Origin of the sequence: Psychrobacter pocilloporae, assembly GCF_029872915.1 — a bacterium.
GTDB classification, from domain to species: Bacteria; Pseudomonadota; Gammaproteobacteria; order Pseudomonadales; family Moraxellaceae; genus Psychrobacter; species Psychrobacter pacificensis.
On sequence record NZ_PGFT01000001.1, the window covers coordinates 1184728 to 1209464 of the forward strand.

Sequence of the window (24737 nt, forward strand, 5' to 3'; positions counted from 1 at the left end):
TTCAGTGATCATTACCACTTATACAGGTTCGGCTGTCTGAACACTTGTATTCACACGCTCTAAGATCACGGTCGTCGATTTGTATGCTGGGATATGAGAGTCTGGCGCATGGGTATCCAAATCAAACAGGTCGTTACATTCAGGATAATAGGCGGCGACGGCATTGGCGGCGATATCCATCTCAGTCAATATGAGAGGCCCTAGTACGCGCGGCTTGTTTTTATGCGCTGTGTGGCTTGAGCTGCTGGCGTGCCGCGATACCATCACCTGATCTCCTTTTTGCCAGCCTAGGCGGCTGATTTCATCTGGATGCATGAATAGCACATCTCGGCGGTTGGTCTGGCGATAGCGGTCTTTGAATCCAAATATCATCGTATTGAACTGGTCATGACTACGAACGCTGGTCAGTTGCCAAACCTTTTGCGTTGTGTCCTCATGATCAATGTCATGTGTGTCCGCCATTTGGGCTGCAACGTACGTAATGGGGTAATGCGGTACTTCAAACTGAGCTTTGCCACTCTCGGTATTCCATACACGATGGCGCGCTGCATGATACAAATGAAACCCGCGCTCATTGGTACGAATGCGCTGATTGAAGTTTTCAAAACCGTTAATAGCTTGGGCGATATAGTCTCGAATGAGATCAAAATCTTCGCTCATTGCAAGCCAAGGAATAGAGGAGTCAGCACCAAGTACATGTGTCGCAAGCTCCGCTATAATCTTTGCCTCAGACTTTAAGTTATCACTCACAGGTTTAAGCTTACCTTGGGTTGGAACTATCTGACACATTGAATCTTCAATCGTTGCAAACTGCTCACCTTTTGTTGTCAGGATACGCTCAGTACGACCCAGACAAGGCAGAATGACGTTGTTTGCTCCTGGGTATAGCATGGTTTCATTGAGCTTGGTACCGACAAATACATTGAGCTGAGTGGTGGTTAATGCTTGTTGAATAGCGCTCGTATCAGGGGCTGCCACAGCATAATTACCGCCCATACCCATAAACACTTTTAAGTCACCTTCGATAAGCGCTTTGGCGCCTGTGACGACATCATAGCCATGCTCTTTTGGCATAGGACGCTCAAAGACGCGCTCTAGACTGTCCAGTAAGGTTTTACTCGGGCGTTCATGGATACCCATGGTACGATCGCCCTGAACATTGGAGTGACCACGAACAGGGGAGGCGCCCGCACCATCAATACCAATCATACCCATCAATAATAATAGATTGGTAATCATCGCAACATTGTCATCGCCTTGCACATGCTGGGTGATACCCATGCCCCAAGTACAAATGGTCGCTGAACTATCAGCAACTAGCTTAGCGAGATTGACAATATCTATTTGAGGAATACCGCAGCCAAGCGTGATGTCTTCCCAAGTTTGCGCTGTTAGCCATTGTTTTAGCGGTTCAAAACCTGCGGTATGAGTAGTGATAAAGTCATGGTTGATTCTATCATTTTCAATCAGCCATTTAGCAATGCCCGTCAATAGCGCGGTATCACCGCCGATTTGAATTTGAATGACATCATCGACCATATCATCACTTTGACCTGCGGCCATATGCATTGGTTTTTGCGGATTTCTAAATCTACTCAAGCCTTGCTCGCGCATCGGATTAATCGAGATGATTCGGCATCCTTGCTCATGTGCATGGGCAAGCATCTCCAGCATTCGTGGATGGTTAGTCGCTGGGTTTTGCCCAAACATCAATATCAGTTTGGCTTGCTCAAAATCCTCTAGCATGACTGTCGCTTTGCCGACGCCTAGCTGTTTACCGAGCATCACTGAGGTCGGCTCATGGCACATGTTCGAGCAGTCAGGCAGGTTGTTGGTGCCAAAGCTGCGAACAAACAGCTGATACATAAAGGCCGGCTCGTTGGTCACGCGCCCTGAGGTATAAAATAGTGCTTCATTGGGTGAATCAAGCTTTCCAAGCTGCTCAGTGATTAAGCCATAAGCCGCTTCCCAAGGAATAGGGACGTAGCGATCTTGCGCGGCATCATAGTACATCGGTTCTGACAAACGCCCGCTATGCTCAAGTTCGTAGCCAGACCATCTTTGTAACTCGGTCACGGTATGCCTTGCAAAAAATTGTGCATCTGCCTTTTTCGTCATGGTTTCGCTGGCGATGACTTTGATGCCGTTTTCGCAGACGTCGATGCGCTTATGTGACTTATGGTCTGGCCACGCGCAGCCTGGGCAGTCAAATCCGCCTTGAGGTTGATTGCTTTTTAGGACGCTGACACTACCGCGTAAAAAGGTTTGATAATCCATCAGTTTGCGTGTCGAGGAGATCAGCGCAGGCCAACCTGCAGCAGGGTGGGAGTAAACAGGAATTTTGCGCATGACAGACCTCATCGATAAATGGCGGCATAATGGTGGTATCTCATCACTATATAATGCCCGCTGTACCGTGTGTAGCAGTAGTAACCATAGATAACAAAAAACCTTCAAGAAACATCAATTTTCTTGAAGGTTTTAGAAGCAATTAGAAACAGTAATGCCTGCTTTTTGAGAGTCAATAAGTTGAGACAGTCTAGCTCAAAATTAAGCTATCGTCTTCAACCTTTTCGCCGCGTGTTTGCTCGAACATATCTAACAAATCGTGTACGGTCATGCCGCGACGAATGTCTCCAGACACGTCCAAGACCACTTGCCCTTGGTGTAGCATCACGGTGCGCGTACCATGTGCCAATGCTTGTTGCATAGAGTGGGTCACCATCATGGTGGTGAGCTTATTGTCTGTGACAATTTTATCTGTCAATTCTAAAACAAAGGCGGCAGTTTTTGGATCAAGGGCAGCAGTATGCTCATCGAGCAATAAAATCTTAGAGGGCTGTAGCGATGCCATCAGCAGGCTCACCGCTTGACGTTGACCACCAGAGAGTAGACCCATACGGTCTGTCAGGCGATTTTCTAGTCCCAGTTTTAACACAGACAGTTTTTCACGGAACAAGTCACGGTTGTTTTGATTTAGTGCAAACTTCAAACCGCGCTTGCCGCCACGTTTATAGGCCAAGGCCATGTTTTCTTCAATGGTCAGCGCTTCACAAGTACCTGCCATCGGATCCTGAAAAACACGCGCGACCCAGTGTGCACGTTGATGGGCGGATTTTTTGGTGACATCAATGCCATTTAGCAGGATTGAACCACTATCGACGCGCGTGGTACCGCTGACTGCGTTCAAAAAAGTCGATTTACCTGCACCATTGGTACCAATAACAGTGACGAACTCACCATCAGCGATATTCAAACTAATACCACGTAGGGCAGGGTTTTCGATAGGTGTGCCTGGATTAAAGGTCAACTGTAAATCGGTGGCTTGCATCATAATCGTTATTCCTTATTATCTCTTCGGGCAAAGCAAGTGCTGTTGGTACTTGCTTAAACTGTCATTAGGCGCGAACTTTGCGTGATAAAAACTTCGTTTTCGCTTTTGGTAAGACCAAAGCCAGTACCACGAGTAACGCGGTAATTAAGTTCAAATCTTGCGGGCCAAAGCCGATACTACGCAGCGTATCGCTCGATAGTGCGACCTGAATAAACAGCTTGTACAATACTGCACCGACCACAACCGCAAAGGTAATTAACCAAATACGCTTGGCAGGAATGATGGTCTCACCAATGATGACTGCTGCTAGACCGATGACGATGGTGCCGATACCGATAGAAATATCAGCGCCGCCTTGGGTCTGGACAAATAGCGCACCTGCCAAGGCAATCAAGCCGTTAGAGATCGCCATACCGATGATGGTCATCCATGAGGTATTAATACCTTGCGCTTGTGCCATTCTCAAGTTTGAGCCAGTAGCACGCATTGATAAACCAGTTTCGGTACTATAAAACCAGTTTAAAAATAACATGGCAATCGCCACGACCACACCGATAATCAGACAGCGCATCCAATAACCATTGCCATTAGTCACTAAGGTACTAAATACCGTCGTTTCACCAAGTAGCGGTAGGTTTGGGGCGCCCATGATGCGTAGGTTGACAGAATATAGGGCAACCATCACCAAGATACTGGCAAGCAGCTGTAAGATGCCAAGTTTGACATGCAGCCATGCGGTGACGATACCAGCGACTGAGCCTGCTAGCATACCAAAAGCACAGGCGAGCCACGGATTGACACCCGCAACGATAGAGATGCCAGCGACCGCGCCGCCCAGCGGAAAGCTACCGTCAGCCGTCAAGTCAGGAAAGTCAAGCGTACGAAATGAGATCAGCACACCAAGTGCGACGAGGCCATAGATCAGACCACTTTCAAGCGCACCAAAAAAAGCAATTAAAGACATAAGAGATCAGTAAGTCATAACTCAGTGTCTAGCGTATGGAACCAAGATAGGTGAGTGGCAAGCGCCAAAACCATCTAAATGCTAAACAGCTAAGCGGTGAATTTAACAGATTAAGCAATCTGCGGTTAGGGTAAACCAAAACAGGTCACGATTAACAACGATCATAAGTTACCTTGGTTTAAAGCGCTGATTCAAGCAACGGCAATATCCAATACAGCAAAAATGTATTTTACTTAACAAGTATCAGATAAGCCATAAGCTAACTACAGCAATATATGAAACAAGCTATTTAAACAGGTTCTGCTGAAACAAGAAGCCCAGCCTACTGACTCATAGCTGGGTTTCTTGTCAAACATTTAGCATGACAGCACAAAAGCGCAATCACTGATTCATACTATGATTTTGCTCATGGCTGCTATGGTAAGCCAAATAAAAAGGTGCGTTATTCTACCACTTCTTTTGCTTTATCGATAACTGCTTGTGACAAAGTAATGCCTTCTTCTTGAGCATGTTTTGGGCTGACATACAGGTTAAGCGCTTGTGGGGTGTAAACAGGGATAGCGCCTGCTTTTTCACCATTCAAGATACGAACAACGATCTTACCCGTTTCACGGCCAAGCTCATAATAATCTACGCCTAATGCTGCAACCGCACCGCGCTCAACTGAGCTGGTATCTGAGGCGATCAGTGGAATCTTGCTTTCTTTGGCGATTTGATAGAGTGACTCGTAAGCGGATACCACGTTATTGTCTGTTGAGGTGTAGATCATATCGACCTTACCTTCTAGGCTGCGTGCTGCCATTGCGATGTCATTACTACGCTGTGCTGGTGCTTCAAGCACGTTAATGCCTTGAGGTGTCAATTTCTCTTTTAGATTTTGTAAGATAATCGTTGAGTTGACTTCACCTGGACTATAGACATAACCGACATTTTTTAGTTCAGGAATGATTTGGCGCATCAAGTCGATTTGCGGCTCATATGGTAGGGCATCTGAGGCTCCTGTCACGTTGGTACCAGAGCCGTCCAAACTTGGCACTAGCTTGGCAGCGACTGGATCAGTCACGGCAGAGAATACCAGTGGAATGCTGCTCGTTGAGGCGGCAACAGACTGCGCAGATGGTGTCGCGATAGCGACGATTACATCTGGATCATCAGCAACGAACTGTTTGGCAATCTGTCCGGCAGTAGCTGTATTGCCCTGTGCGCTTTGGAAGTTAACGGTTAGGTTTTCACCGTCTTTGAATCCTGCTTCGTTTAATTCGTCGATCACGCCTTTGCGCACATCATCAAGTGCTGGATGTTCAACGATAGCAGTGATAGCAACAGTTTTCATTTCGGTGGCAGTATCGCCAGTAGCCGCAGTATCAGTCGTGCTATTATCTTGGGCTGATTGATTACAACCCGTTAAGATAGCAGTGCATACACCGCCTAGTAGTAACGCTTTGCCAAAATTAAAACGATTTTGATACAACATGGTTCTGACTCCTAAAAATAATAATGTGTCCGTACATTATTTAATAGATGGGTAAAAGGGTAAAGCGAGCCACTTATGATGGCTACAGGGTATTTTTCAGTATTACTATTCAGCACTATTTATTTTATTCGTGCTATTTGTTATCAGTGCTTTGCGCTTGTTCATCAACATTGATGCCATTTTTTAGCAACTCTGCTGGCAAACTAACGCCTTGCGTTTTGGCATGCTTAGGGCTGATATATAAGGTTAGATCGTTCATGACGGCAGGTTCAATGGTATTGATCGCCTCGCCATTTAATACGCGGTACACCATCTTGCCTGTGGTACGACCAAAGTCATAATCATTAACGCCAAGAGCAGCTGCCGCGCCGCGCTTCACGCTAAACTCATCAGACGCGACAATAGGGAGTTTCAACTCGTTTGCTGCTTGAGTCATGGCCTCAAAAGCAGAAGCAACATTATTGTCAAATGAGGTATAGATGATATCTGCGCGTCCTTGCAAGCTACGCGTTGCCATGCCGATATCGGTTGGACGATTGGCAGGGATGTCTAACAATGTCAGACCTCTTGCTGGCAGGGCTTGTTTTAGGCTATCACGCAGTGACACTGAGTTTGCTTCACCTGGGCTGTAAACGTAGCCGATCGTTTTCATATCGGGCTTTATTTGCTGCAATAAGTCTAACTGCGGCTCTAGAGGTAGCTGACTCGATAATCCTGTCAAATTGCTTTGAAAAGGCTTGCCATCTTCATTGATGAGCTTAGCGCCTAGTGGGTCTGATACGGCCGTATAAATGATAGGAATAGTAGTGGTCGCAGCGACAATCGACTGGGCCGATGGCGTCGAGATAGCGACGATGGCGTCCGGATTGTCTCCTGCAAACTGCTTAGCAATCTGTCCTGCTGTCGCTGTATTGCCCTGTGCACTTTGGAAGTTGACCGTTAGGTTTTGGCCTTCGACATAACCATTGTCTGCCAGCTCATCAATAATACCGCGGCGCATGTCATCCAATGATGGATGCTCAACGATTTGGGTAATCGCAATAGATTTGGCAGGTTTTTCTACATCTGCAGCAGAGCTATTTTCAGTAGTGGCGGCTGTGTCAGTAGAGGAGTTCGAGCAGCCTATCAGGCCAAGTGTGCTAATGGCACTAAGAGCAACGCCATATAGGCTTAAGCGTAGAGTAGAAGCAATAGTCATTATTAGGATAACTCATAGGTTATATCAATCATAAAAACCAAGCGAGGACTGTCAGATTGATCAAGCCTACTAATAGCAATGCTCAAAGAATCTGTTTGGTTCTCTTTGGTTCTAAAAAAGATATTGGAGAATGCAGATTAGCCGAGTCAATGCTATGTTGATGCCAAAATAGCAGGCTAACCATTAAATAAAGTAATCGTTCCGTCGATTATTATGTTCATATTATGACAGCAATGTAAGTTATCGCAATAAAAAATTAAAGCGCATTCGTCATAGGCGTACTTAGTAAGACTATTAGGCATTGTCGTAACCACTGTCATAAGTGTGGTTTTGAGTATTTAACCATAAGAATTAGCCTCTTAAGGCATTGTCTTATCCAATAAACTGATAGTCAAAAAGCATACAAGCTAGCAACGCATCTATTACCAATCCACTTCATAATTAACGTAAGCTAATGTTTATATAAAAATTTTTTATATAAGAAGTAGGGTGCGTCCAAAATCCATATCATTACTATGTTGACGTGTTGAATATATAGTAAAGCCCAAATAAAACTGATATAGCATCACAAACACACTCGATTAAATACTATTTTCCTTGCTTGCTGTGACTTCGTCTCCAGAGGCTGCGAAAAATAGCCTTTAATCTCGTTGTGTCATTTTTAAATTGATTTGACTATACAACGCACTCAAATATCTCATTACTATTATTCAAACGCATATTTTAAGGACAACATTATGAATACGGCTAATTTAAAGTTATTGACCATCGCTGGTATTACGGCAAGCTCATTGATTTGCCTGCCTGCTATGGCAAAAGACAATCATGGTAATGGGCACGGTCATGGAAATGGCAAGGGTAACTCTGCTCACATTAGTAAAGATTACAACCATAACAATTATCAAAATAATGGCAAAGCCCACCCTAATATTAATGCGTATCGCAATGCTAGCCCTAACGCGTCATTCAAGCGTGACCTTGATAAATACGGTTATAGAGTAGTCGGCAAGATTGATAGAAGGGATTATGATCGTTCTGTTATTTTAGATCGTTATGATGACCGTTACGTACGTATCCGTACGCCAGACAATAAGATTGTGACAGTAATTAATAACACGTTGGAAATTATTGATGTTTTGAGTAGATAACAGCGAGATTTAATCTTTTAAGTCAGCCATAAAAAAACGGTCTATTTAGACCGTTTTTTTCGTTCTTTCTTTAATTATCACTTACACCACTACTTAAGTTAATATTTTTATGCGAGTACATCACCAATGACACAGTTATCAGGTAGCGTAACGACCGTAAGCCCTGTCTTTGGATGACCGGTTGAGAGTACCATGCCTTCTGATACGCCAAATTTCATCTTTCGCGGGGCAAGATTGGTCACGCAAATGACTTTCTTACCCGTCAGTTGCTCAGGCTCATAGAACTTACGAATGCCGCTAAACACGTTGCGTGGCTTTTCTTCACCAACATCTAGCGTGAACTGTAGCAGCTTGTCCGCGCCTTCTACGTGATTGCACTCAAGCACTTTAGCGACTTTCATCTCAACCTTAGCAAAGTCTTCGATACCAATATAATCCGTTCGCTCGGCATCAGTATTAGCGTCTATTGCAGGTGATTTGTCTTTTGCGGCAGGCTTGTTATTTTCGGTCACAGCAGGCGCATCAGCTTGAGCTAATGATGCTTTAGAATCTTCTACCATGGCTTCAATATCTTTTTCTTCGATACGTTGCATCAGTGGCTTGAATTTATTGATTTTATGACCCAGTAGCCACTCATTACGACTGGCAAAGCTTAAATCGTCAATGTTCAAAAACTCTTTCGCATTTGCTGTCAGCTCAGGCAATACTGGTGCTAGATAGACCATCAACTGACGGAAAATGTTGATAGCGACCGAGCAGACGTCTTGAACTTCTTGCTCAGTGCCTTCCAATTTCGCGAGCGACCATGGCTTTTTGGCATCGATATATTCGTTGGCTTTATCCGCACACTGCATGATGAGGCGCATAGCACGTGAGAATTCACGATTCTCGTAAGCAGCAGCAATCTCATCGCCCGTTTTGGTAATGTCTTCTAATAGGCGCGGTTCAGCGCAAGTCTCAGACAGTATGCCGTCGTATTTCTTAACCAAGAATCCTGCACTACGACTAGCGATATTGACCACTTTACCGACCAAGTCAGAGTTGACCTTTTGCATAAAGTCTTCTAAATCAAGGTTGATATCTTCGACTTTGTCAGACAGTTTGCTGGCGAAGTAATAACGCAGATATTCAGGGTGCAAATGCTCAGCATAAGTCTCGGCCTTGATGAAAGTGCCGCGTGACTTACTCATTTTTTCGCCATTGACCATCAAGAAGCCATGGGCAAAGACGCCCGTTGGCGTGCGCAATTCACTACCGGCTAGCATGGCAGGCCAAAACAGTGCATGGAAATACACGATGTCTTTACCGATGAAGTGATAAACTTCAGTTTTGTGCTCGTTTTCTTGTGCCCAGTAGCGGTCAAAATCAAGCGCTTGCTCTGTTCCCGCACGCTTATCACATAGGTTTTTAAAGCTTGCCATGTAGCCCACTGGCGCATCAAGCCAGACATAAAAATATTTGTCTGGCTCATCGCTTGGGGTATCTGGAATTTGAAAGCCAAAGTAGGGCGCATCGCGAGAGATATCCCAGCTGGTAAGTCCTGCCTCAAACCATTCTTGCAATTTATTAGCCACTGAGGTTTGCAAACGATTGTCACTGCGCGTCCAGTCCTGTAAGAACTGCTCAAACTCTGGCAAATCAAAGAAATAATGCTTAGAAGTTTTAAGCACAGGCGTGGCATCCGATAACGTTGAGCGCGGGTTTTTCAGCTCAGTGGCATCATAAGTGGTGCCGCATACTTCGCAGTTATCACCATATTGATCTGGTGAATCGCACTCAGGGCAAGTGCCTTTGACAAAACGATCGGCTAAAAACAATTGCTTTTCAGGATCAAATAGCTGCTCGACATCTTTTGTGCTGATATGACCAGCCTCATTGAGACGACGATAAATCAGCTCAGAGAACTGTTTGTTTTCTTCTGAATGAGTGCTGTGGTAGTTATCAAAATTGATCAGGAACTTTGCAAAATCTGCTTCATGTGAGGCTTTAACTGAGGCAATTTGCTCTTCTGGCGTGACGCCATTGGCTTCTGCTTTGAGCATGATTGCCGTACCGTGTGCGTCATCCGCGCAGACATAGGTGACTTGATGGCCTTGCGCTTTCATCGCACGTACCCAAATGTCGGTCTGAATATATTCTACAAGATGCCCTAAATGGATATAGCCATTGGCGTAGGGCAGCGCACTGGTTACTAGAATCTCACGCACTTTCATCACCTATATTTTTATATAAACGGGTTAGTTATAGTTAGCTGAATGTAAAACTGTTATGGATTTAAACGCGCTACTGGTATAAATTTTACTTGCGTGCTGCGTTCCCAGAGGCTGCGCAAAATTCATCCCAATAGCGCTATGAAATTTTTAGAGTGTATTGACTATATCGAACATCTTAAGCGGCTCATCGCTCATAGATGCGACATCGTTAATGCTAAAAACTTCTAAAAATAATAAAAAATCAAAAAGTGTGCCTATGATACCGTAATTCAGATAATTTTGTGATATTCCTTGGTAATTATAGTTAGCTGAATATAAAACTGTTATGGGTTTAAACGCGCTACTGGTATAAATTTTACTTGCGTGCTGCGTCCCCAGAGGCTGCGCAAAATTCATCCCAGTAGCGCTATGACATTTTTAGAGTGTATCGACTATACTTCTCATCTGGCAAGCATTTATTAGTCATGAACGATAGGTTTACACCGCATGTTGATGGTCATAAACCAGCCATAAAAACCCCATCTGGGAATTGAGTTTTTAGGCTACTAAAATCTATCGATGGCAGTTGCCGCACCAGAGTCGGCCATCAAATGCCCAAACAGTGACCCTAGCAAGAATATAGGGAAGAATTTGAGTAAGAACCCACTTAACGCGCCCATAAAGACATCGGTATAAGCGGGGATGCTGTTTAAAAAATCACCTGATAGTAAGACTGCTAGCGTCGCCATAATCGGTGCTAAGATCAGCACAGAATAACCGCGATAAGCAAAAAATATGAGTAATAATAGGGTAATGACAATAGCTAGCGTACTAAACATGATAGCCCTCCTTGGCAAAATTAAGACAGCGTGTATGTCGCGCTTATTAATATAGGTAAGAAACTAATCAAAAAATTCCATTTAATCGATTTTATTAAACATAAATCCAGTTGCGATATTATTGAAGGATAAGGAATACTTTGTTGACTCGCGGTGGTCATGTAAATTTGGCGATATTAGGCGCCATGGAAGTCTCAGAACAAGGTGACCCTGCTAACTGAATGATTCCAAAAAAAATGGTCAAAGGCATGGGCGGTGCGATGGATTTGGTCGCAGGCGTACAGCGTGTGATTGTATTGATAGAACAGGTCAATAAACATGGCGATCCAAAAATCTTAGCCAACTGTGAGCTACCATTAACGGGTAAGGGCGTGGTTGATCGTATCATCACTGAGCTTGCCGTATTAGACGTTACTGACAGTGACCTAAAATTGGTTGAATTAGCAGATGGTGTTAGCTTTGACGAGCTACAAGAAAAAACGCCAGTTAGCATTGCTCAATAGGATTTATCTCCTAATATTTATAGATCATAATAAGGAACCTATATGGACACCTAATTACAGCAGGATTTGACAGGTAAAGTGCCATTAATCACTGGCTCTGCAAGTGGTATCGGTCGTGATATCGCTGAGACTTATGCAAAAGCAGGCGCTATGGTTGGTATTGCCGATATCAATCTTGAAGCAGCACAGCAAACGGTTGATGCCATTGAAGCAGATAGCGGGCGTGCTCTTGCGATTGCGATGGATGTCACCTCTGAAGATGCGGTACAGCACATGTATCAAGACGATAAAGGCGGCACGGTCATCTACATGGGCTCAGTACACTCGCATGAAGCGTCACTTTATAAAGCAACTTACGTCACTGCCAAGCACGGCCTGCTAGGACTGTGCCGCGTATTGGCCAAAGAAGGTGCTGAGCATAATGTGCGCTCGCATGTGATCTGTCCCGGGTTTGTCAAAACGCCTTTGGTCGAAAAACAAATACCGCAGCAAGCAAGCGAGAAAGGTATTAGTGAAGAATCTGTCGTTAATGACATTATGCTAGTAAATACTGTCGATAAAGAATTTACAACGGTAGAGGATATTGCTCAGTTGGCACTATTCTTAGCGGCGTTTCCCAGTAATGTGTTTACAGGACAATCTATCGTTGCCAGTCATGGCTGGTTTATGAATTAATAGACAAATATTGCGCCTATTATAATAGAACAAACCACAATGTCAGACCTACTGGCGTTGTGGTTTTTTTATGCGTCCAATTCAGCTACACTGTCACGATAGAAGGTTTGGCTAAAATGGTCACTGGTTTTATCGTTTGCTCAATAGGAGACGATATGAATTAAGCCATGTACCAAACTCATCCACTTGTATAGGCAATAATAATAGCTATGTTCAACTTTATGAAGAAAAAAACCACCAAAACCGAAACACCGCAGCAGCAGGCAGAACGTGATAGTGCCGTTGATAAAGTATTGCTTGGGTATGAGATAGGAACAGTCAGTATTGCGACGATGGTCACAGGACTTGAGCGTGACGGCGAGGCGCTGACGCTAGACTTGCGCCTGCCACAAGACAGCAACCCTGAAGCTATCCAACAAGAGCTTGGTCAGCTGCTGCATCCGCATGGCATTACCACGATTCATATGAATGTGCGCCTGCCTGCTCCAGAAAAAGGGTCAGGTTCAAGCTTACCAAAGCAGATGCCAAAGACAACCAATGCGATGGAGTCCCAGCCTTCATCTGGCGTTAATAACAACGTGAGTAATGCCAATAACGCTAACGCTGAGCCGCCAATTACCAAAGCAGCACCTACGCAAGCTTCATTAGCTGCGCATCCTCGTATCCGCCATATTATTGTTGTGGCATCAGGTAAGGGCGGCGTTGGCAAATCAACGACGACTGTGAACATCGCACTGGCATTACAAAAGCGGGGTAATCGCGTGGGCGTGCTTGATGCGGATATATATGGGCCTAGTATGCCGACAATGCTAGGTGTTGCCGATGTGAAGCCGCAATTAGAAAACGAGCAGTTCGTTCCGGTTGATGCGCATGGAATAGCGATGCTCTCTATCGGCAGCTTGCTCGATGGGGAGAACACACCAGTTGCGTGGCGTGGGCCAAAGGCGACGGGTGCGCTGATGCAGCTTTATAATCAAACCAACTGGCCACAATTGGACTATTTGGTGATTGATATGCCGCCAGGTACGGGCGATATACAGCTGACATTGGCGCAGCGTATCCCAGTGACAGGCGCTGTCATCGTCACGACGCCGCAGCACGTTGCACTACTTGATGCGCAAAAGGGCGTTGAGATGTTTAACAAAACCAGTATTCCCGTACTGGGTGTGGTTGAAAACATGGCGCTGCACACTTGTAGTAACTGCAACCATACCGAAGCGATTTTTGGTACTGGCGGTGGTGAGATGATCGCTGAGCAGTACCACGTGCCGCTATTAGGGCAACTACCACTTGCCAGTGGTATCCGCGCCCAAGTCGATAAAGGGAAGCCAAGTGTATTGGCTGATGATGAGTTTGCGAATTACTATATCAATATAGCCAAAAACATCGAGACTAATATTGATAAATTTGCTAAGCCTGTTGATGATAAACGTATATTTTAATCGTTTATGATGATTGTTTATCAATAACAAATTAGCCTAAGCAAATATAAAGTTAAAAGCACTTTTATTCTAACAAAGAAGCAAGGAAACTTTGTGAGTGTATCTATTTATCAAAGTCATTTAGAGGCTGCGCCCAAGCAGTACACGTTACTAAAAATGCTGCGTCCGCCCGTGTATGAAATTGAGCTATCAAATAACCAACTGATTGGCGTTTGCTACTATAAAGATGGTAGTAGCAAGCGCTATCAAGTCAATGCAACCTTTAGTAATAGGCGAATGGTGATTGCCGATTTTTTGTCAGCAGTAGAGGCGATGGCGGCTTTATTGTTAAAGTTTCCCAAGCATCCTTTTGGGACAAATGCTTTTGCCGTAGCAAATGTGACGCAGGAGCTGGCCGATGGACTCACTGCAATAGAGGTCAAAGCCATTACAGAAGCTATTTGGGCCGCATCAAGGCAAGCAAAAAGAACAGTGATAAGTACCGAAGTAAGCTATCAAGGACAAGTGATTAGTCAGTAATAAATGCAAGACAAGGATGTCATAGCAATGCATGGACATATTAAAAGCGACAAGGTAGATAATGTAGCTTACGCAAATATCATTTCTACCGATATAAAGCCACAAGCTATCGAACAGCTCATCCAAAATGGTCAGCCGCAATTTGGGGTGTTCTCGCAAGTTAAACAAATCAATTATCTCGATTATTACAGTCCGCTAATCTCGCAAAAACCATTATCAAACTGGCGTAAAGACTTCAAGGCCAATCAATTCTGTTTTGTCCAAATCATCGAGCCGCCTTTTAGAGTATGTCTCGCACTGGCAACGATTAAGATTGCCACTAGTGCTTTTGTTTATGTTTACAATGAAGAGACTGCACAATTAGAGATTGGGGAAGCCTTGCAGCCAGTTACGCGCCGCAGTGCATTTAAAGGCGATCACTATCAAGGGCAGATGTCTTTTACCCATAGCAAGCTTAGCCTAACGCTAGGTTTTACCCCAGAGCAGGTGAGTATAGAGCTTGATAGCCAATATCTAGCAGTCCATGCAAAATTAGAGCGTCAGCAGCAGCCGCTTGCAATATGTACGCCAACAGGCAGACGCGGTTGGACCTTTACCCAAAAAGAGCCGTTGAGCGCTGCTAGCGGCGAGATAATTATCAAAGCGGGTGCACAGATAACCGCTGATAGTCAGCAGCAAAAACTTGAATTGAGCAAGACAACAAGAGCCAATCTAGATTGGACACTGGGTTATATGCGTCATGAGACCAATTGGTTTTGGACTTGTATCAACAGCTACCTAGCAGATGGTCGGCATTTTTTATTGAATCTCTCTATGGGTGTCAATGAGACAGGTCTAAGTGAGAATGCTTGTTGGCTCGATGGCGAGATTTTTTATCTGCCGCCTGTATTATTTGAGCGTAAAGATACGAATGACTCCTCTGCCAATACTTGGCACATTTATCATCGAAGCTTAGGCTGGAGCAGTGTCGATATCGATTTAACTTTCACGCCGATTAGAGTCTACAAAAAAACAGATAATTTCGGCGTTGTCGCCAGCATCTTTGAGCAGTGGCTAGGGGAGTACAGCGGCGAGATACGCTTAGCTGGGCAAGTGCTACGCTTGGATAAGGTAATGGGACTGGCGGAAGATCACTTTGCAAAATGGTAATATCTGACTCAAGCTGAATAGCGAGTGGATACTTTTATCTCGCGTAAAACCTATAAATTGATGCCTCAACTGCGTATAATCATCGCTATTAAAAATTTGCTAAGGAATAACAATGTCTATTAAGTCTGACCGCTGGATTCGTAAAATGGCCGAAGAGCACGGCATGATCGAGCCATACGAGCCAGGTCAAGTGCGCTTCAATGATGCAGGCGAGCGTTTGGTGAGCTACGGTACCTCAAGCTACGGTTACGATGTACGCTGTGCGCCTGAATTCAAAGTCTTTACCAACGTCCATTCAGTCGTTGTTGATCCTAAAAACTTCGATGATAAAAGCTTCATCGATATCGTTGGTGATGAGTGTATCATTCCGCCAAACTCGTTTGCCTTAGCACGTACCATGGAATATTTCCGTATTCCACGCGACGTACTGACTATTTGCCTAGGCAAGTCGACTTACGCACGTTGCGGTATTATCGTCAATGTCACGCCGCTAGAGCCTGAATGGGAAGGGCATGTAACGCTAGAGTTCAGTAATACCACCAATCTACCAGCTCGTATTTATGCCGGAGAAGGCGTAGCACAAATGCTGTTTTTCCAAAGCGATAGCGACGATGTCTGCGAGACCAGCTACAAAGATCGTGGCGGTAAATACCAAGGTCAACGCGGCGTGACCTTGCCGAGAACCTAGTTAAAGATAAAGTCTCAAGTCTTTGAGCAGCCAACAAAAAAGCCAGTTATATCAAATATGACTGGCTTTTTATTATGTGAAAAATAATCAGTTTGAATGGCTGATTATTTCAGCACTTTCAACCCTGCTTTGTTATCGCGTTTAGGTCTAGTCGCAGCTTTTGGTTTATTCGCTACCGCGCTAGCCTCTTCTTCAGGCTCATAGTTATCGTACTCGTTAGGATCAAAAAACATCCCTTGCGAGTTTTCTTTAGCATAGATGCCAAGTACCGCTTGCAAGGGTACCCAAATTTCTTGCGAGACACCGCCAAAACGCGCACTAAAATGAATATAGTCATTTTCCATACTCATATTGCCTGTAGCACGGCTGGCGATGTTTAATACGATACGACCATCTTGCACATGCTCGGTTGGTATCTGTACGTTATCAGCAGTAGCATCGACCATCAGATAAGGCGTCAAGGCGTTGTCTTCTATCCATTGATATAGTGCACGTACCATATAAGGACGGGTAGGTGTAATAGAGGTGGTTTCGCTCATCTAATGATTTCCTATACTAATGATGTTCAATAATGAAAAGATATTTTATTTAGCAAATTATCGCACAATAAGTGCAAGTCAATTTCTGTTATATTGGTACTTATTCTAAGGCAGCTTCTTATACTTGTCTAATCAACGTACGCTTTTTTGGAAGCTACTACGCTCAAACACTCTCGTTTGATATTCAAATATCGGACGGCTGATAGCACGTGGCAGCTCAATACCCATTTCATCCAATCGCCATAGTAGAGGCGCTAGTAATACATCACACCAACCAAACTCATCAGCCATAAAATAAGGCTTATGAGCGAACAGCGGCGACAGAGTAATCAATGAATCACTGAGTTGTTTTTTGGCAACGGCAGCCTGTGCTTTATTAAAACTATCTGGATGCGTGAGGAGGCGCTTGCCAAGTACGAGCCAATCACGCTGAATGCGCCAAGCCAATTGACGAAACTGTGCACGTTCCTGCGGTGTCTCAGGGAGCAGTTTGTTTGTGTGATAACGCTCTTCAAGATATTCAAAAATAACATTAATCTCATAAAGCGCAATCTCACGCTGCTGCAATACAGGTAAAGTATGATAAGGGTTTAGTTCAGTTAAGTCTTCAGGGCGCTCAGAGTGCAAGCGCGATAGGTAATACTCTAGTTTTTTTTCTTCAAGTAATAGGCGTACCACATGACTGTCGTAGCCGTCATCAGCATATAAAATTAGCTGACTACTTGGAATGTCATTCGCATCAATCATGAAAGCCTAATGTTAAGAGTAAAGGTTGTCATCGTAAACAAACTCGCAACGTTTATCAAGGTAGTGTACGTAAACATTAGCGCTGAGTGGCTTATTTTCCGGCTTATCTGGTATTTCAGCTTAATGTCAAAGCACAAAAAAAGGCACTACCGAAGTAGTGCCTTTTTTAATTATCAGAACTGTCTGCTAATTATTACTTATTTGACGTCTTTCCAGAATTCTTTGTTCAACAAGTAAACTGGGATGAGTAGTACTAACAAGAATAAAATAACAAAGAAACCAATTACTTGACGGTCGTGACGAGCAGGCTCACCCATCCAAGCCATAAAGTTGACTAAGTCACCAACTTCAGATTCAAATTCTTCTTGGCTTAGCTCTTCTTGCATATTATGCAATACGTGGGGCATAGCAGCATTGGCCAGTACTAAGTTGTTAGCGCCCCAAGGACGACTTGGATCTTCATAGAATGATAGTAGGTATGTGTATACCCAGTCATCACCGCGCAGTCTCGTCTCAAGTGACAGATCGGGAGGTGCAGCACCAAACCAAGACGCTTGAACCTCAGGGTCGATCTCAGCAGTAATGTGGTCACCGATTTGATCGGTGGTAACCATCAAATACTTTTCAACCAACTCAGGCGGTATCTCTAAATCTTGTGCAATACGCGAGTGACGAACATACTTGGCTGAGTGGCACCCAGCACAGTAGTTCATAAAGATTTTCGCGCCGTTCTGTAGTGAGCCTTTATTGGTAAAATCAATGGGGGCTTCACTACAAGCCAAATGTTCTACCACGCCGTCGGCATTGGTAAAAGTACCACATCCGCCGCCTGCTGCCAGCGCACTACCAGCAGTCAAACTCAATGCCGCGCCTAAGCCTAGACCAGCTAGGGATTTGATTAGCGTGCTCATTAGTGACCTCCGGTAACGCGTTCTGGTGGCTGTTTACACTTCTCGATTGCAGTGTAAAACGGCATCAACAAGAAGAACAAGAAATATAGAATCGTGAATACACGAGCCATAATAGTCGCAGTTGGCGTTGCAGGTGTCGCACCTAAATAGCCAAGTACGATAAAGCTAATAGCAAAGACAGTTAGTGCAATCTTAGACAAGATACCTTTGTAGCGTATTGAGCGTACAGGTGATCTGTCGAGCCACGGTATCAAGAATAGTACAGCGATGGCCGCACCCATGGCGATGACCCCGCCCAGCTTACTTGGAACCGCACGCAAGATGGCATAGAACGGTGTGTAGTACCATACTGGCGCGATATGCGCTGGTGTTTTTAGAGAGTTCGCCGCTTCAAAGTTAGGTGGCTCAAGGAAATAACCGCCGCCTTCAGGGAAGAAGAACACCACCGCAAAGAAACAGATAAAGAATACTACGATACCCACCATATCATGCACAGTGTAGTATGGATGGAATTCGATACCGTCTAATGGTACGCCATTTTTGTCTTTTAGCTTCTTAATATCGATACCATCAGGGTTGTTAGAACCTACATGGTGCAATGCGACAATGTGCATGAAGACCAAGCCCACAAGGACCAATGGAATAGCGACAACGTGTAGCGCAAAGAAGCGGTTTAGAGTGATACCTGAGATGATATAGTCACCACGTACCCATTCAGCAAGACCGTCACCGATTACCGGCAGTGCCGCAGGAAGGTTTAAGATAACCTGAGCACCCCAAAATGACATGTTGCCCCAAGGGAGTAGGTATCCAAAGAAACCTTCGGCCATAAGAGCCAAATAGATGCCCATGCCGATGAGCCAAATAAGCTCACGAGGTTTTTGATATGAGCCGTAGAGCAGTGCTCTAAACATATGCAAATACACCACGACAAAGAACGCTGAGGCGCCAGTCGAGTGCATATAACGGATGAGCCAACCGCCTTTGACATCACGCATGATGTATTCTACAGACGCAAATGCGCCCTCGGCACTAGGGTTGTACATCATCGTCAGCCAAATACCGGTCACCAACTGGTTGACCAGTACAACCATTGATAGCACGCCAAAGAAGTACCAAAAGTTAAAGTTCTTTGGTGCGTAGTACTTTGACATGTGGTATTCGTAGGTTTCAGTCGCTGGAAAACGCGCGTCCACCCAGTGCATTAACTTTTTACCTATACTCATGTTAAGCCTCCCCAACCGTCAAAATGGTACCATCCATACCATATTCTGGAACGGGTAAATTAAGCGGTGCAGGAACGCCACTATATACGCGGCCTGCTAAGTCATATTTTGACCCGTGGCACGGACAGAAAAACCCGCCGTACCAATCATTGCCACCTAAATCCACCGCGCCCACATCAGGACGGTAGTTTGGTGCACAGCCCAAGTGCGTACATACGCCCTCAACCACCAAGATCGATGGATCGATAGAGCGGTTGGTATTTTTGCAGTATTCAGGTTGTACCGATGCTGCAGATTCAGGATCTGACAGTAATGGTGTTACAGATTCCAACCCTGCGACCATGTCTTCTGTGCGTTTAACGACATAAATAGGTTTGCCACGGTATTTGACAACAATCATTTGTCCATCTTCGATAGCACTAATATCTTGGGTTACTGCAGCCCCTGCAGCCTCAGCTTTAGCGCTTGGGTACCAAGAACGGACAAAAGGTGTCGCCACGGCAGCTACCCCAGCTGCACCAATCGCGGCAGTTGAGGCAATAAGAACTCTACGGCGTTGTACATTAACGCCTTCGGCTTGGCTCATTAATACTTCCTCCAGGTGAATGAAATGGGATTATCCCACACTGGGTTTGTGGCTTAGAAAATATACAATATCAAGCCACTTTAGCTGTGCCTAATTTTGCTAATTGTTACTATTCTAAGCTATTTCGGTGATAAAATAAATTATTGCGTTAAAAATAAAGCAACCTTAATAGGGCATATTAGGGGGTTGAATATGACAACCATATTAAAACAGTCGGATTATCAATGTTTAACGCCAACTTTGCTTTTATAGGGATTGTAAATGTCATGACCTTATAATTAATAAGGATTTTTCAGCAATAGCGAATGATACTTGAAATTACGAAAATGTTCACTAACTTTCACCATCTCACTACTGGATAAAACGTCATAAAACGAATATCACCACTCTATATATAATAAAGTGGTGATGCTTTCAGAATAATTAATAATGCTTTATCAGACTATCAGAAACTTGTTTATCGAAATACGCAATGCAAAGTACATATGCGATATTCTAATAAATGTGGCTAGAGAAGTGCCATTATTAGCTTTCAAGCTCGCTCCAACGCTCAAGCTTACTCATCATTTCATCTTCGATTGTCAATAAACGCTCACTTGCGGCTGTCGCTGCATCAAAGTCGGTATTAAACCAAGAGCCATCAGCCAGCTTGTCTTCTAGCGTTTTTTGTTCGGCTTCTAGCGCAGCGATTTCTTTTGGTAAGTTATCCAATTCACGCTGCTCATTATAATTCAGCTTTTTGGCTGCTTTTTTAGGCTTGGTATCTGCGCCAGATTTATTTGCCGCTTTTTTGCTGACCGCATTATTGGCAGGTGCTTTTGCGGCACGTGCTGCCTCTTCTCGGGTTTTTTGCACCAAATACTCTTGGTAGCCGCCGACATACTCTTTGACGATGCCATTGCCATTTTCATCGGTATCAAACACCCAGGTGGAGGTGACCACATTGTCCATAAATGAGCGGTCATGACTGATCAGCAAGATGGTACCGTTAAAGCTGCTGACCGACTCTTCTAATAGCTCAAGTGTCGCCATGTCCAAATCGTTGGTCGGCTCATCGAGTACCAAAATATTAGCAGGTTTCAATAACTGCTTGGCCAGCAATACACGGTTGCGCTCACCACCAGATAGTGCTTTGACAGGGGTACGTGCACGCTCTGGTGCAAATAAGAAGTCTTGTAAATAGCTCATGATATGGGTTTTTCGGCCGCCAACTTCGACAAAGTCAGAACCTTCTGAGACGTTTTGTGCGACGCTGGCTTCAAGATCTAGCTGATCACGCAGCTGATCAAAAAAGGCAATTTGCAAATTGGTGCCAAGCGTGACGCTGCCGGTCTTGGTGACCTCGTCATCCGACATATCGAGTAGGGCTTTGATAAGGGTGGTTTTACCAGCACCGTTAGGGCCGACAATACCGATTTTGTCGCCGCGCATAATAGTGGTCGTAAAGTTGTCAACCAGTACATTACCCTCATATTCAAGGTGCAGGTTTTTGACTTTACAAACGAGCTTACCGCTTTTTTCGCCTTCACCCATGGTGATATTGACGTTGCCGACTTGCTCGCGGCGGTTTTTTCGCTCTTCGCGCAGGGCTTTTAGCTCGCGTACGCGGCCTTCGTTACGGGTACGACGGGCTTTGATGCCTTGACGAATCCACACTTCTTCTTGCGCCAGTTTTTTATCAAAATTGGCATTGTTTTTTTCCTCAGCAAGTAGCTGCTGCTCTTTTAGCTCTTGATAACGAGCGTAGCCTTTGGCGCCTTGAGTGACGTCATAGCTGGTCAATTGACCACGGTCAAGCTCTACAATACGAGTCGCAAGCTTATCAACGAATGCTCTATCGTGGGTGACAAACAGTAGAGTTAGACCTTGCCAATCGAGCAAGAAGCGCTCTAACCACTCAATACTATCAACGTCTAGATGGTTGGTTGGCTCATCAAGTAAGAGTACATCAGGTTTGGTGACCAGCGCACGAGCAAGTAATACGCGGCGCTTACGGCCTCCAGATAGCGAGGAGAGGTCGTCCTCTGGGTCAAGCCCCATGGTGGTGATCAGACGCATGGCATCACGTTCTAAGTCCCAGCCATGGACGGCGTCGATATCATGCTGCAAGGTCGCCATGTGCTCGCAAGCGTCCATGTCGCCATTGGCGCACATCTCCACTTGCTTATTATAGTTAATGAGCAAGTCAGCTGTGCGGCGGCTACCGCCCATGACGATATCAAGTATGCGTCCGCTCGACTCGGGGACGTCTTGCTCAAGCATCGCAACACGCATACTGCTGTTGGTGATGATCTCGCCACTGTCAGGCTGCAATGAGCCATTAATCAGTTTGAATAAGGTGGATTTACCTTCGCCATTGCGGCCAATCAAACACACACGCTCGCCTGAATTGATAGAAAAATCAATACCATCAAGAACAGGCGCGACGCCAAACGCTAAGTGAATGTCTTTTAAATGAATCAGTGCCATAGAGTATCTTAAGCTTATATAATAGTGAGGTAGGGGTTGTTGCAAAATTGCCAGCAGTATAACATGCCACCGCGCAACTGTAGTGCGAGTAAATCGTTTTATCAGTACTATTTATAGCTTTTATTCATAGTGGCTATTTTTGATTAGTATGATGGGTTTAATGATGCCACTTAGGTTTTGCCACCTATTTTACTTGCTAAACCTTTCCACCTTATATTTACGATACTTTAGAGAAAAATATGAATCAATCTAATAACAAAGATGCTGCTGCGAGCATACAAGACGACTTGCAAACCCAAGTAATTGATCTGCAAATGAATGTAGCGCACCTTGAGATTACAGTAGAGAGACTTGATGAGGTGATTGCACGTCAAGATAAAGATATTCAAACATTACAGCGTCAGCTACAACTGATTTATAAGCAAATAGAAAATCAAGACCCAGAGAGTGGTATTGCCCCATTTGATGTGATGGCGGATAAACCACCACATTACTGAAAAATAATAGCAAGTAAGATAACCAATAGTAAATAGTCGCAATATGTATATTTTTAGATAAAGGTACCCTTTGGTGACTTAATAGTCATAATATGGAAATAATGTATTTTGGCAGTTGTTTTAGTGTTAAAAAATCTTTACTATCTTCCACCTCGGATGCTGCTTACTTAAGAGAATTAAGTAAAGCAGTAAAACAATGCGGATGTTTGGAGATGTAAAATGCGCGCCACCTTTCACTTAAAAACTCTTGCAGTAGCTGTTGCTACTCTATCTGTCGCTAGCGCTGCTAGTGCTGCTGGTCTTGATCGCTCAGGTCAAGATGTCACCGCATTCCTACAAGATGGCACTTATGCTGAAGCTGTCTATACCTATATCGATGCGGACGTGACGGGTAAAGATACTTCAGATAATAAGATTGATGATATCGCAGAGTCTTATGACTTTTTCCGTTATGGCGTAAAAACAGACATTAACGACACGTTTAGTGTTGGCGTCTTATATGATGAGCCTTTTGGCGCAGCCGCTGACTATACTGGTGATAATAACTTTGTAAATGCAAACGGTGAGGGTACTAACGTAGAAGTACGTACAGAGAGTATTACTGGTATCCTTGGTGCGAAGTTTGGTCAAAATAAAAACTTCCAAGTATACGGTGGCCCAGTTGCTCAGCGCGTAAAGGCAGATGTAAAGCTACGCGGTCCTGCTTATGAAGCTGCGAACGGTTACACTGCGAATATTAATGCTGATCAAGATTACGGTTATATCGCAGGCGTAGCTTATAGCAAGCCTGAAATTGCGTTAAAAGCATCATTAACATACCGATCGGAAATCGAACATAACGCTCAAGCATCTGAAATTTATCCTGTTGTAGGTTCTGGTCTTATACCAGCTCCTGTGGTTTCTGCACTTGGTCTGTCAACAAACAGAGTTGATAGTATTGAAATAACTACGCCTGAATCAGTGAACTTTGATTTTCAAACTGGCATCAACCCTACAACCCTAGCGACTGCCAAAGTACGTTGGGTACCATGGAGTGATTTTGCTATCGTACCATCACTATATAACGATGTTAGCAAGATTTCGACTCAGGATGATAAGGGGTTAGCGTTAGTTAGCTATGATGACGACCAATGGCAAGTAGAGCTAGGATTGGCTAAGCGTGTCGCGCCAGCACTTGCTATCAGTGGTACTGTTGGTTGGGATAGTGGTGCAGGTGACCCAGTCACCTCATTAGGTCCTATCGAAGGCTATTATAGTGCTGGTCTTGGCGCGAAATATAATGTGACCGAAAACTGGGCGATATCTGCTGGCGGTAAATACTTATGGTTCGGTGATGCCAAAGGTCAAATCCCAACTAAGACGATCGTTAGTGATTTCGAAAGTAACGATGGTTTTGTATTGGGTGTAAAGGTATCTTACCAAGCTCAGTAAATCACAAATAAATTATGTGATACTGTTTGCTACTAATATAAAAAAGCGATCCTTTAAGGGTCGCTTTTTTATTATGTGTTTTTAAAAATCACATTTAACAGACTATAGGTAAAAATATTTATTTTCTGGCTATAGACCTTACCGTAAAAATCACATTAAAGACAAAAAGTAAACCACAGTATTTTATTTATATCTTATATGTACTG

Annotated in this window: 21 protein-coding genes and 1 pseudogene; 9 read left to right on the forward strand and 13 right to left on the reverse strand. The window is 44.3% G+C overall.

Annotated features, from left to right (window positions below; translation table 11 throughout):
* Window positions 1-18: 18 nt before the first annotated feature.
* The 5 genes from CUR83_RS05210 to CUR83_RS05230 form a co-directional block, all read right to left on the reverse strand.
* Complete coding sequence (locus tag CUR83_RS05210; RefSeq protein WP_186474780.1) at window positions 19-2349, reverse strand: FdhF/YdeP family oxidoreductase; 2331 nt, start codon at window positions 2347-2349, stop codon at window positions 19-21.
* Between the two features lie 190 nt (window positions 2350-2539).
* Entirely contained in the window at window positions 2540-3334 is a 795-nt protein-coding gene (locus CUR83_RS05215) for an ABC transporter ATP-binding protein (protein ID WP_071001262.1), read from the reverse strand.
* A 64-nt stretch (window positions 3335-3398) separates the two neighbouring features.
* Window positions 3399-4298 carry an ABC transporter permease gene (locus CUR83_RS05220; RefSeq protein WP_284719246.1) on the reverse strand — a complete coding sequence of 300 codons (900 nt, stop codon included), beginning with the start codon at window positions 4296-4298 and terminating at the stop codon, window positions 3399-3401.
* Between the two features lie 442 nt (window positions 4299-4740).
* Window positions 4741-5772, reverse strand: a complete 1032-nt coding sequence (locus CUR83_RS05225; protein WP_284719247.1) for an ABC transporter substrate-binding protein — start codon at window positions 5770-5772, stop codon at window positions 4741-4743.
* A gap of 133 nt (window positions 5773-5905) precedes the next feature.
* Window positions 5906-6970 carry an ABC transporter substrate-binding protein gene (locus CUR83_RS05230; protein ID WP_223335120.1) on the reverse strand — a complete coding sequence of 355 codons (1065 nt, stop codon included), beginning with the start codon at window positions 6968-6970 and terminating at the stop codon, window positions 5906-5908.
* 737 nt (window positions 6971-7707) lie between these two features.
* Here CUR83_RS05230 and CUR83_RS05235 point away from each other — a divergent pair.
* A complete protein-coding gene (locus CUR83_RS05235; protein ID WP_284719248.1) occupies window positions 7708-8118 on the forward strand; it encodes a hypothetical protein in 411 nt (136 codons plus the stop codon).
* Window positions 8119-8225: 107 nt separating this feature from the next.
* Here CUR83_RS05235 and metG read toward each other — a convergent pair whose 3' ends face one another.
* On the reverse strand, window positions 8226-10331 hold the full coding sequence (metG, locus tag CUR83_RS05240) for a methionine--tRNA ligase (protein WP_284719249.1): 2106 nt from the start codon (window positions 10329-10331) through the stop codon (window positions 8226-8228).
* 545 nt (window positions 10332-10876) lie between these two features.
* A complete protein-coding gene (locus CUR83_RS05245) occupies window positions 10877-11149 on the reverse strand; it encodes a hypothetical protein (protein ID WP_284719250.1) in 273 nt (90 codons plus the stop codon).
* Between the two features lie 143 nt (window positions 11150-11292).
* Between CUR83_RS05245 and CUR83_RS05250 the strand changes: the two are divergent.
* The 6 genes and pseudogenes from CUR83_RS05250 to dcd all read left to right on the forward strand — a co-directional run.
* Window positions 11293-11652 (forward strand): annotated as a pseudogene (locus tag CUR83_RS05250) (CoA-transferase); the annotation flags it as partial.
* Between the two features lie 66 nt (window positions 11653-11718).
* Window positions 11719-12327, forward strand: coding sequence for an SDR family NAD(P)-dependent oxidoreductase (locus CUR83_RS05255; protein WP_425301257.1), 609 nt, complete (start codon window positions 11719-11721; stop codon window positions 12325-12327).
* Window positions 12328-12536: 209 nt separating this feature from the next.
* Complete coding sequence (apbC, locus tag CUR83_RS05260; protein ID WP_284719252.1) at window positions 12537-13769, forward strand: iron-sulfur cluster carrier protein ApbC; 1233 nt, start codon at window positions 12537-12539, stop codon at window positions 13767-13769.
* Between the two features lie 93 nt (window positions 13770-13862).
* Entirely contained in the window at window positions 13863-14288 is a 426-nt protein-coding gene (locus CUR83_RS05265) for a hypothetical protein (RefSeq protein ID WP_238062099.1), read from the forward strand.
* Window positions 14289-14315: 27 nt separating this feature from the next.
* Window positions 14316-15437 carry a DUF2804 domain-containing protein gene (locus CUR83_RS05270; protein ID WP_284719253.1) on the forward strand — a complete coding sequence of 374 codons (1122 nt, stop codon included), beginning with the start codon at window positions 14316-14318 and terminating at the stop codon, window positions 15435-15437.
* 112 nt (window positions 15438-15549) lie between these two features.
* On the forward strand, window positions 15550-16125 hold the full coding sequence (dcd, locus tag CUR83_RS05275; RefSeq protein WP_186474772.1) for a dCTP deaminase: 576 nt from the start codon (window positions 15550-15552) through the stop codon (window positions 16123-16125).
* Window positions 16126-16229: 104 nt separating this feature from the next.
* Here dcd and CUR83_RS05280 read toward each other — a convergent pair whose 3' ends face one another.
* From CUR83_RS05280 to CUR83_RS05305, 6 genes are all read right to left on the reverse strand, one after another.
* Window positions 16230-16664 (reverse strand): ClpXP protease specificity-enhancing factor, encoded by a 435-nt coding sequence (locus tag CUR83_RS05280; RefSeq protein ID WP_186474771.1) that lies wholly within the window; start codon window positions 16662-16664, stop codon window positions 16230-16232.
* Between the two features lie 132 nt (window positions 16665-16796).
* Window positions 16797-17411 carry a glutathione S-transferase N-terminal domain-containing protein gene (locus CUR83_RS05285; protein ID WP_284719254.1) on the reverse strand — a complete coding sequence of 205 codons (615 nt, stop codon included), beginning with the start codon at window positions 17409-17411 and terminating at the stop codon, window positions 16797-16799.
* 197 nt (window positions 17412-17608) lie between these two features.
* Window positions 17609-18322 (reverse strand): cytochrome c1, encoded by a 714-nt coding sequence (locus CUR83_RS05290; protein WP_284719255.1) that lies wholly within the window; start codon window positions 18320-18322, stop codon window positions 17609-17611.
* On the reverse strand, window positions 18322-19527 hold the full coding sequence (locus CUR83_RS05295; RefSeq protein ID WP_198336410.1) for a cytochrome b: 1206 nt from the start codon (window positions 19525-19527) through the stop codon (window positions 18322-18324). Before CUR83_RS05295 ends, CUR83_RS05290 begins: the two co-directional genes overlap by 1 nt.
* Window positions 19528-19549: 22 nt before the next feature.
* Window positions 19550-20134: a ubiquinol-cytochrome c reductase iron-sulfur subunit gene (gene petA / locus CUR83_RS05300; RefSeq protein WP_186474769.1), complete on the reverse strand. Its 585-nt coding sequence runs from the start codon at window positions 20132-20134 to the stop codon at window positions 19550-19552.
* Between the two features lie 525 nt (window positions 20135-20659).
* Window positions 20660-22603, reverse strand: a complete 1944-nt coding sequence (locus CUR83_RS05305) for an ATP-binding cassette domain-containing protein (RefSeq protein WP_284719256.1) — start codon at window positions 22601-22603, stop codon at window positions 20660-20662.
* A gap of 239 nt (window positions 22604-22842) precedes the next feature.
* On the opposite strand from CUR83_RS05305, the gene CUR83_RS05310 reads away from it, so the two are divergent.
* Both CUR83_RS05310 and CUR83_RS05315 read left to right on the forward strand, forming a co-directional pair.
* Window positions 22843-23100: a SlyX family protein gene (locus tag CUR83_RS05310; RefSeq protein WP_186474767.1), complete on the forward strand. Its 258-nt coding sequence runs from the start codon at window positions 22843-22845 to the stop codon at window positions 23098-23100.
* A gap of 219 nt (window positions 23101-23319) precedes the next feature.
* A complete protein-coding gene (locus CUR83_RS05315) occupies window positions 23320-24531 on the forward strand; it encodes an OmpP1/FadL family transporter (RefSeq protein ID WP_284719257.1) in 1212 nt (403 codons plus the stop codon).
* Window positions 24532-24737: the final 206 nt, after the last annotated feature.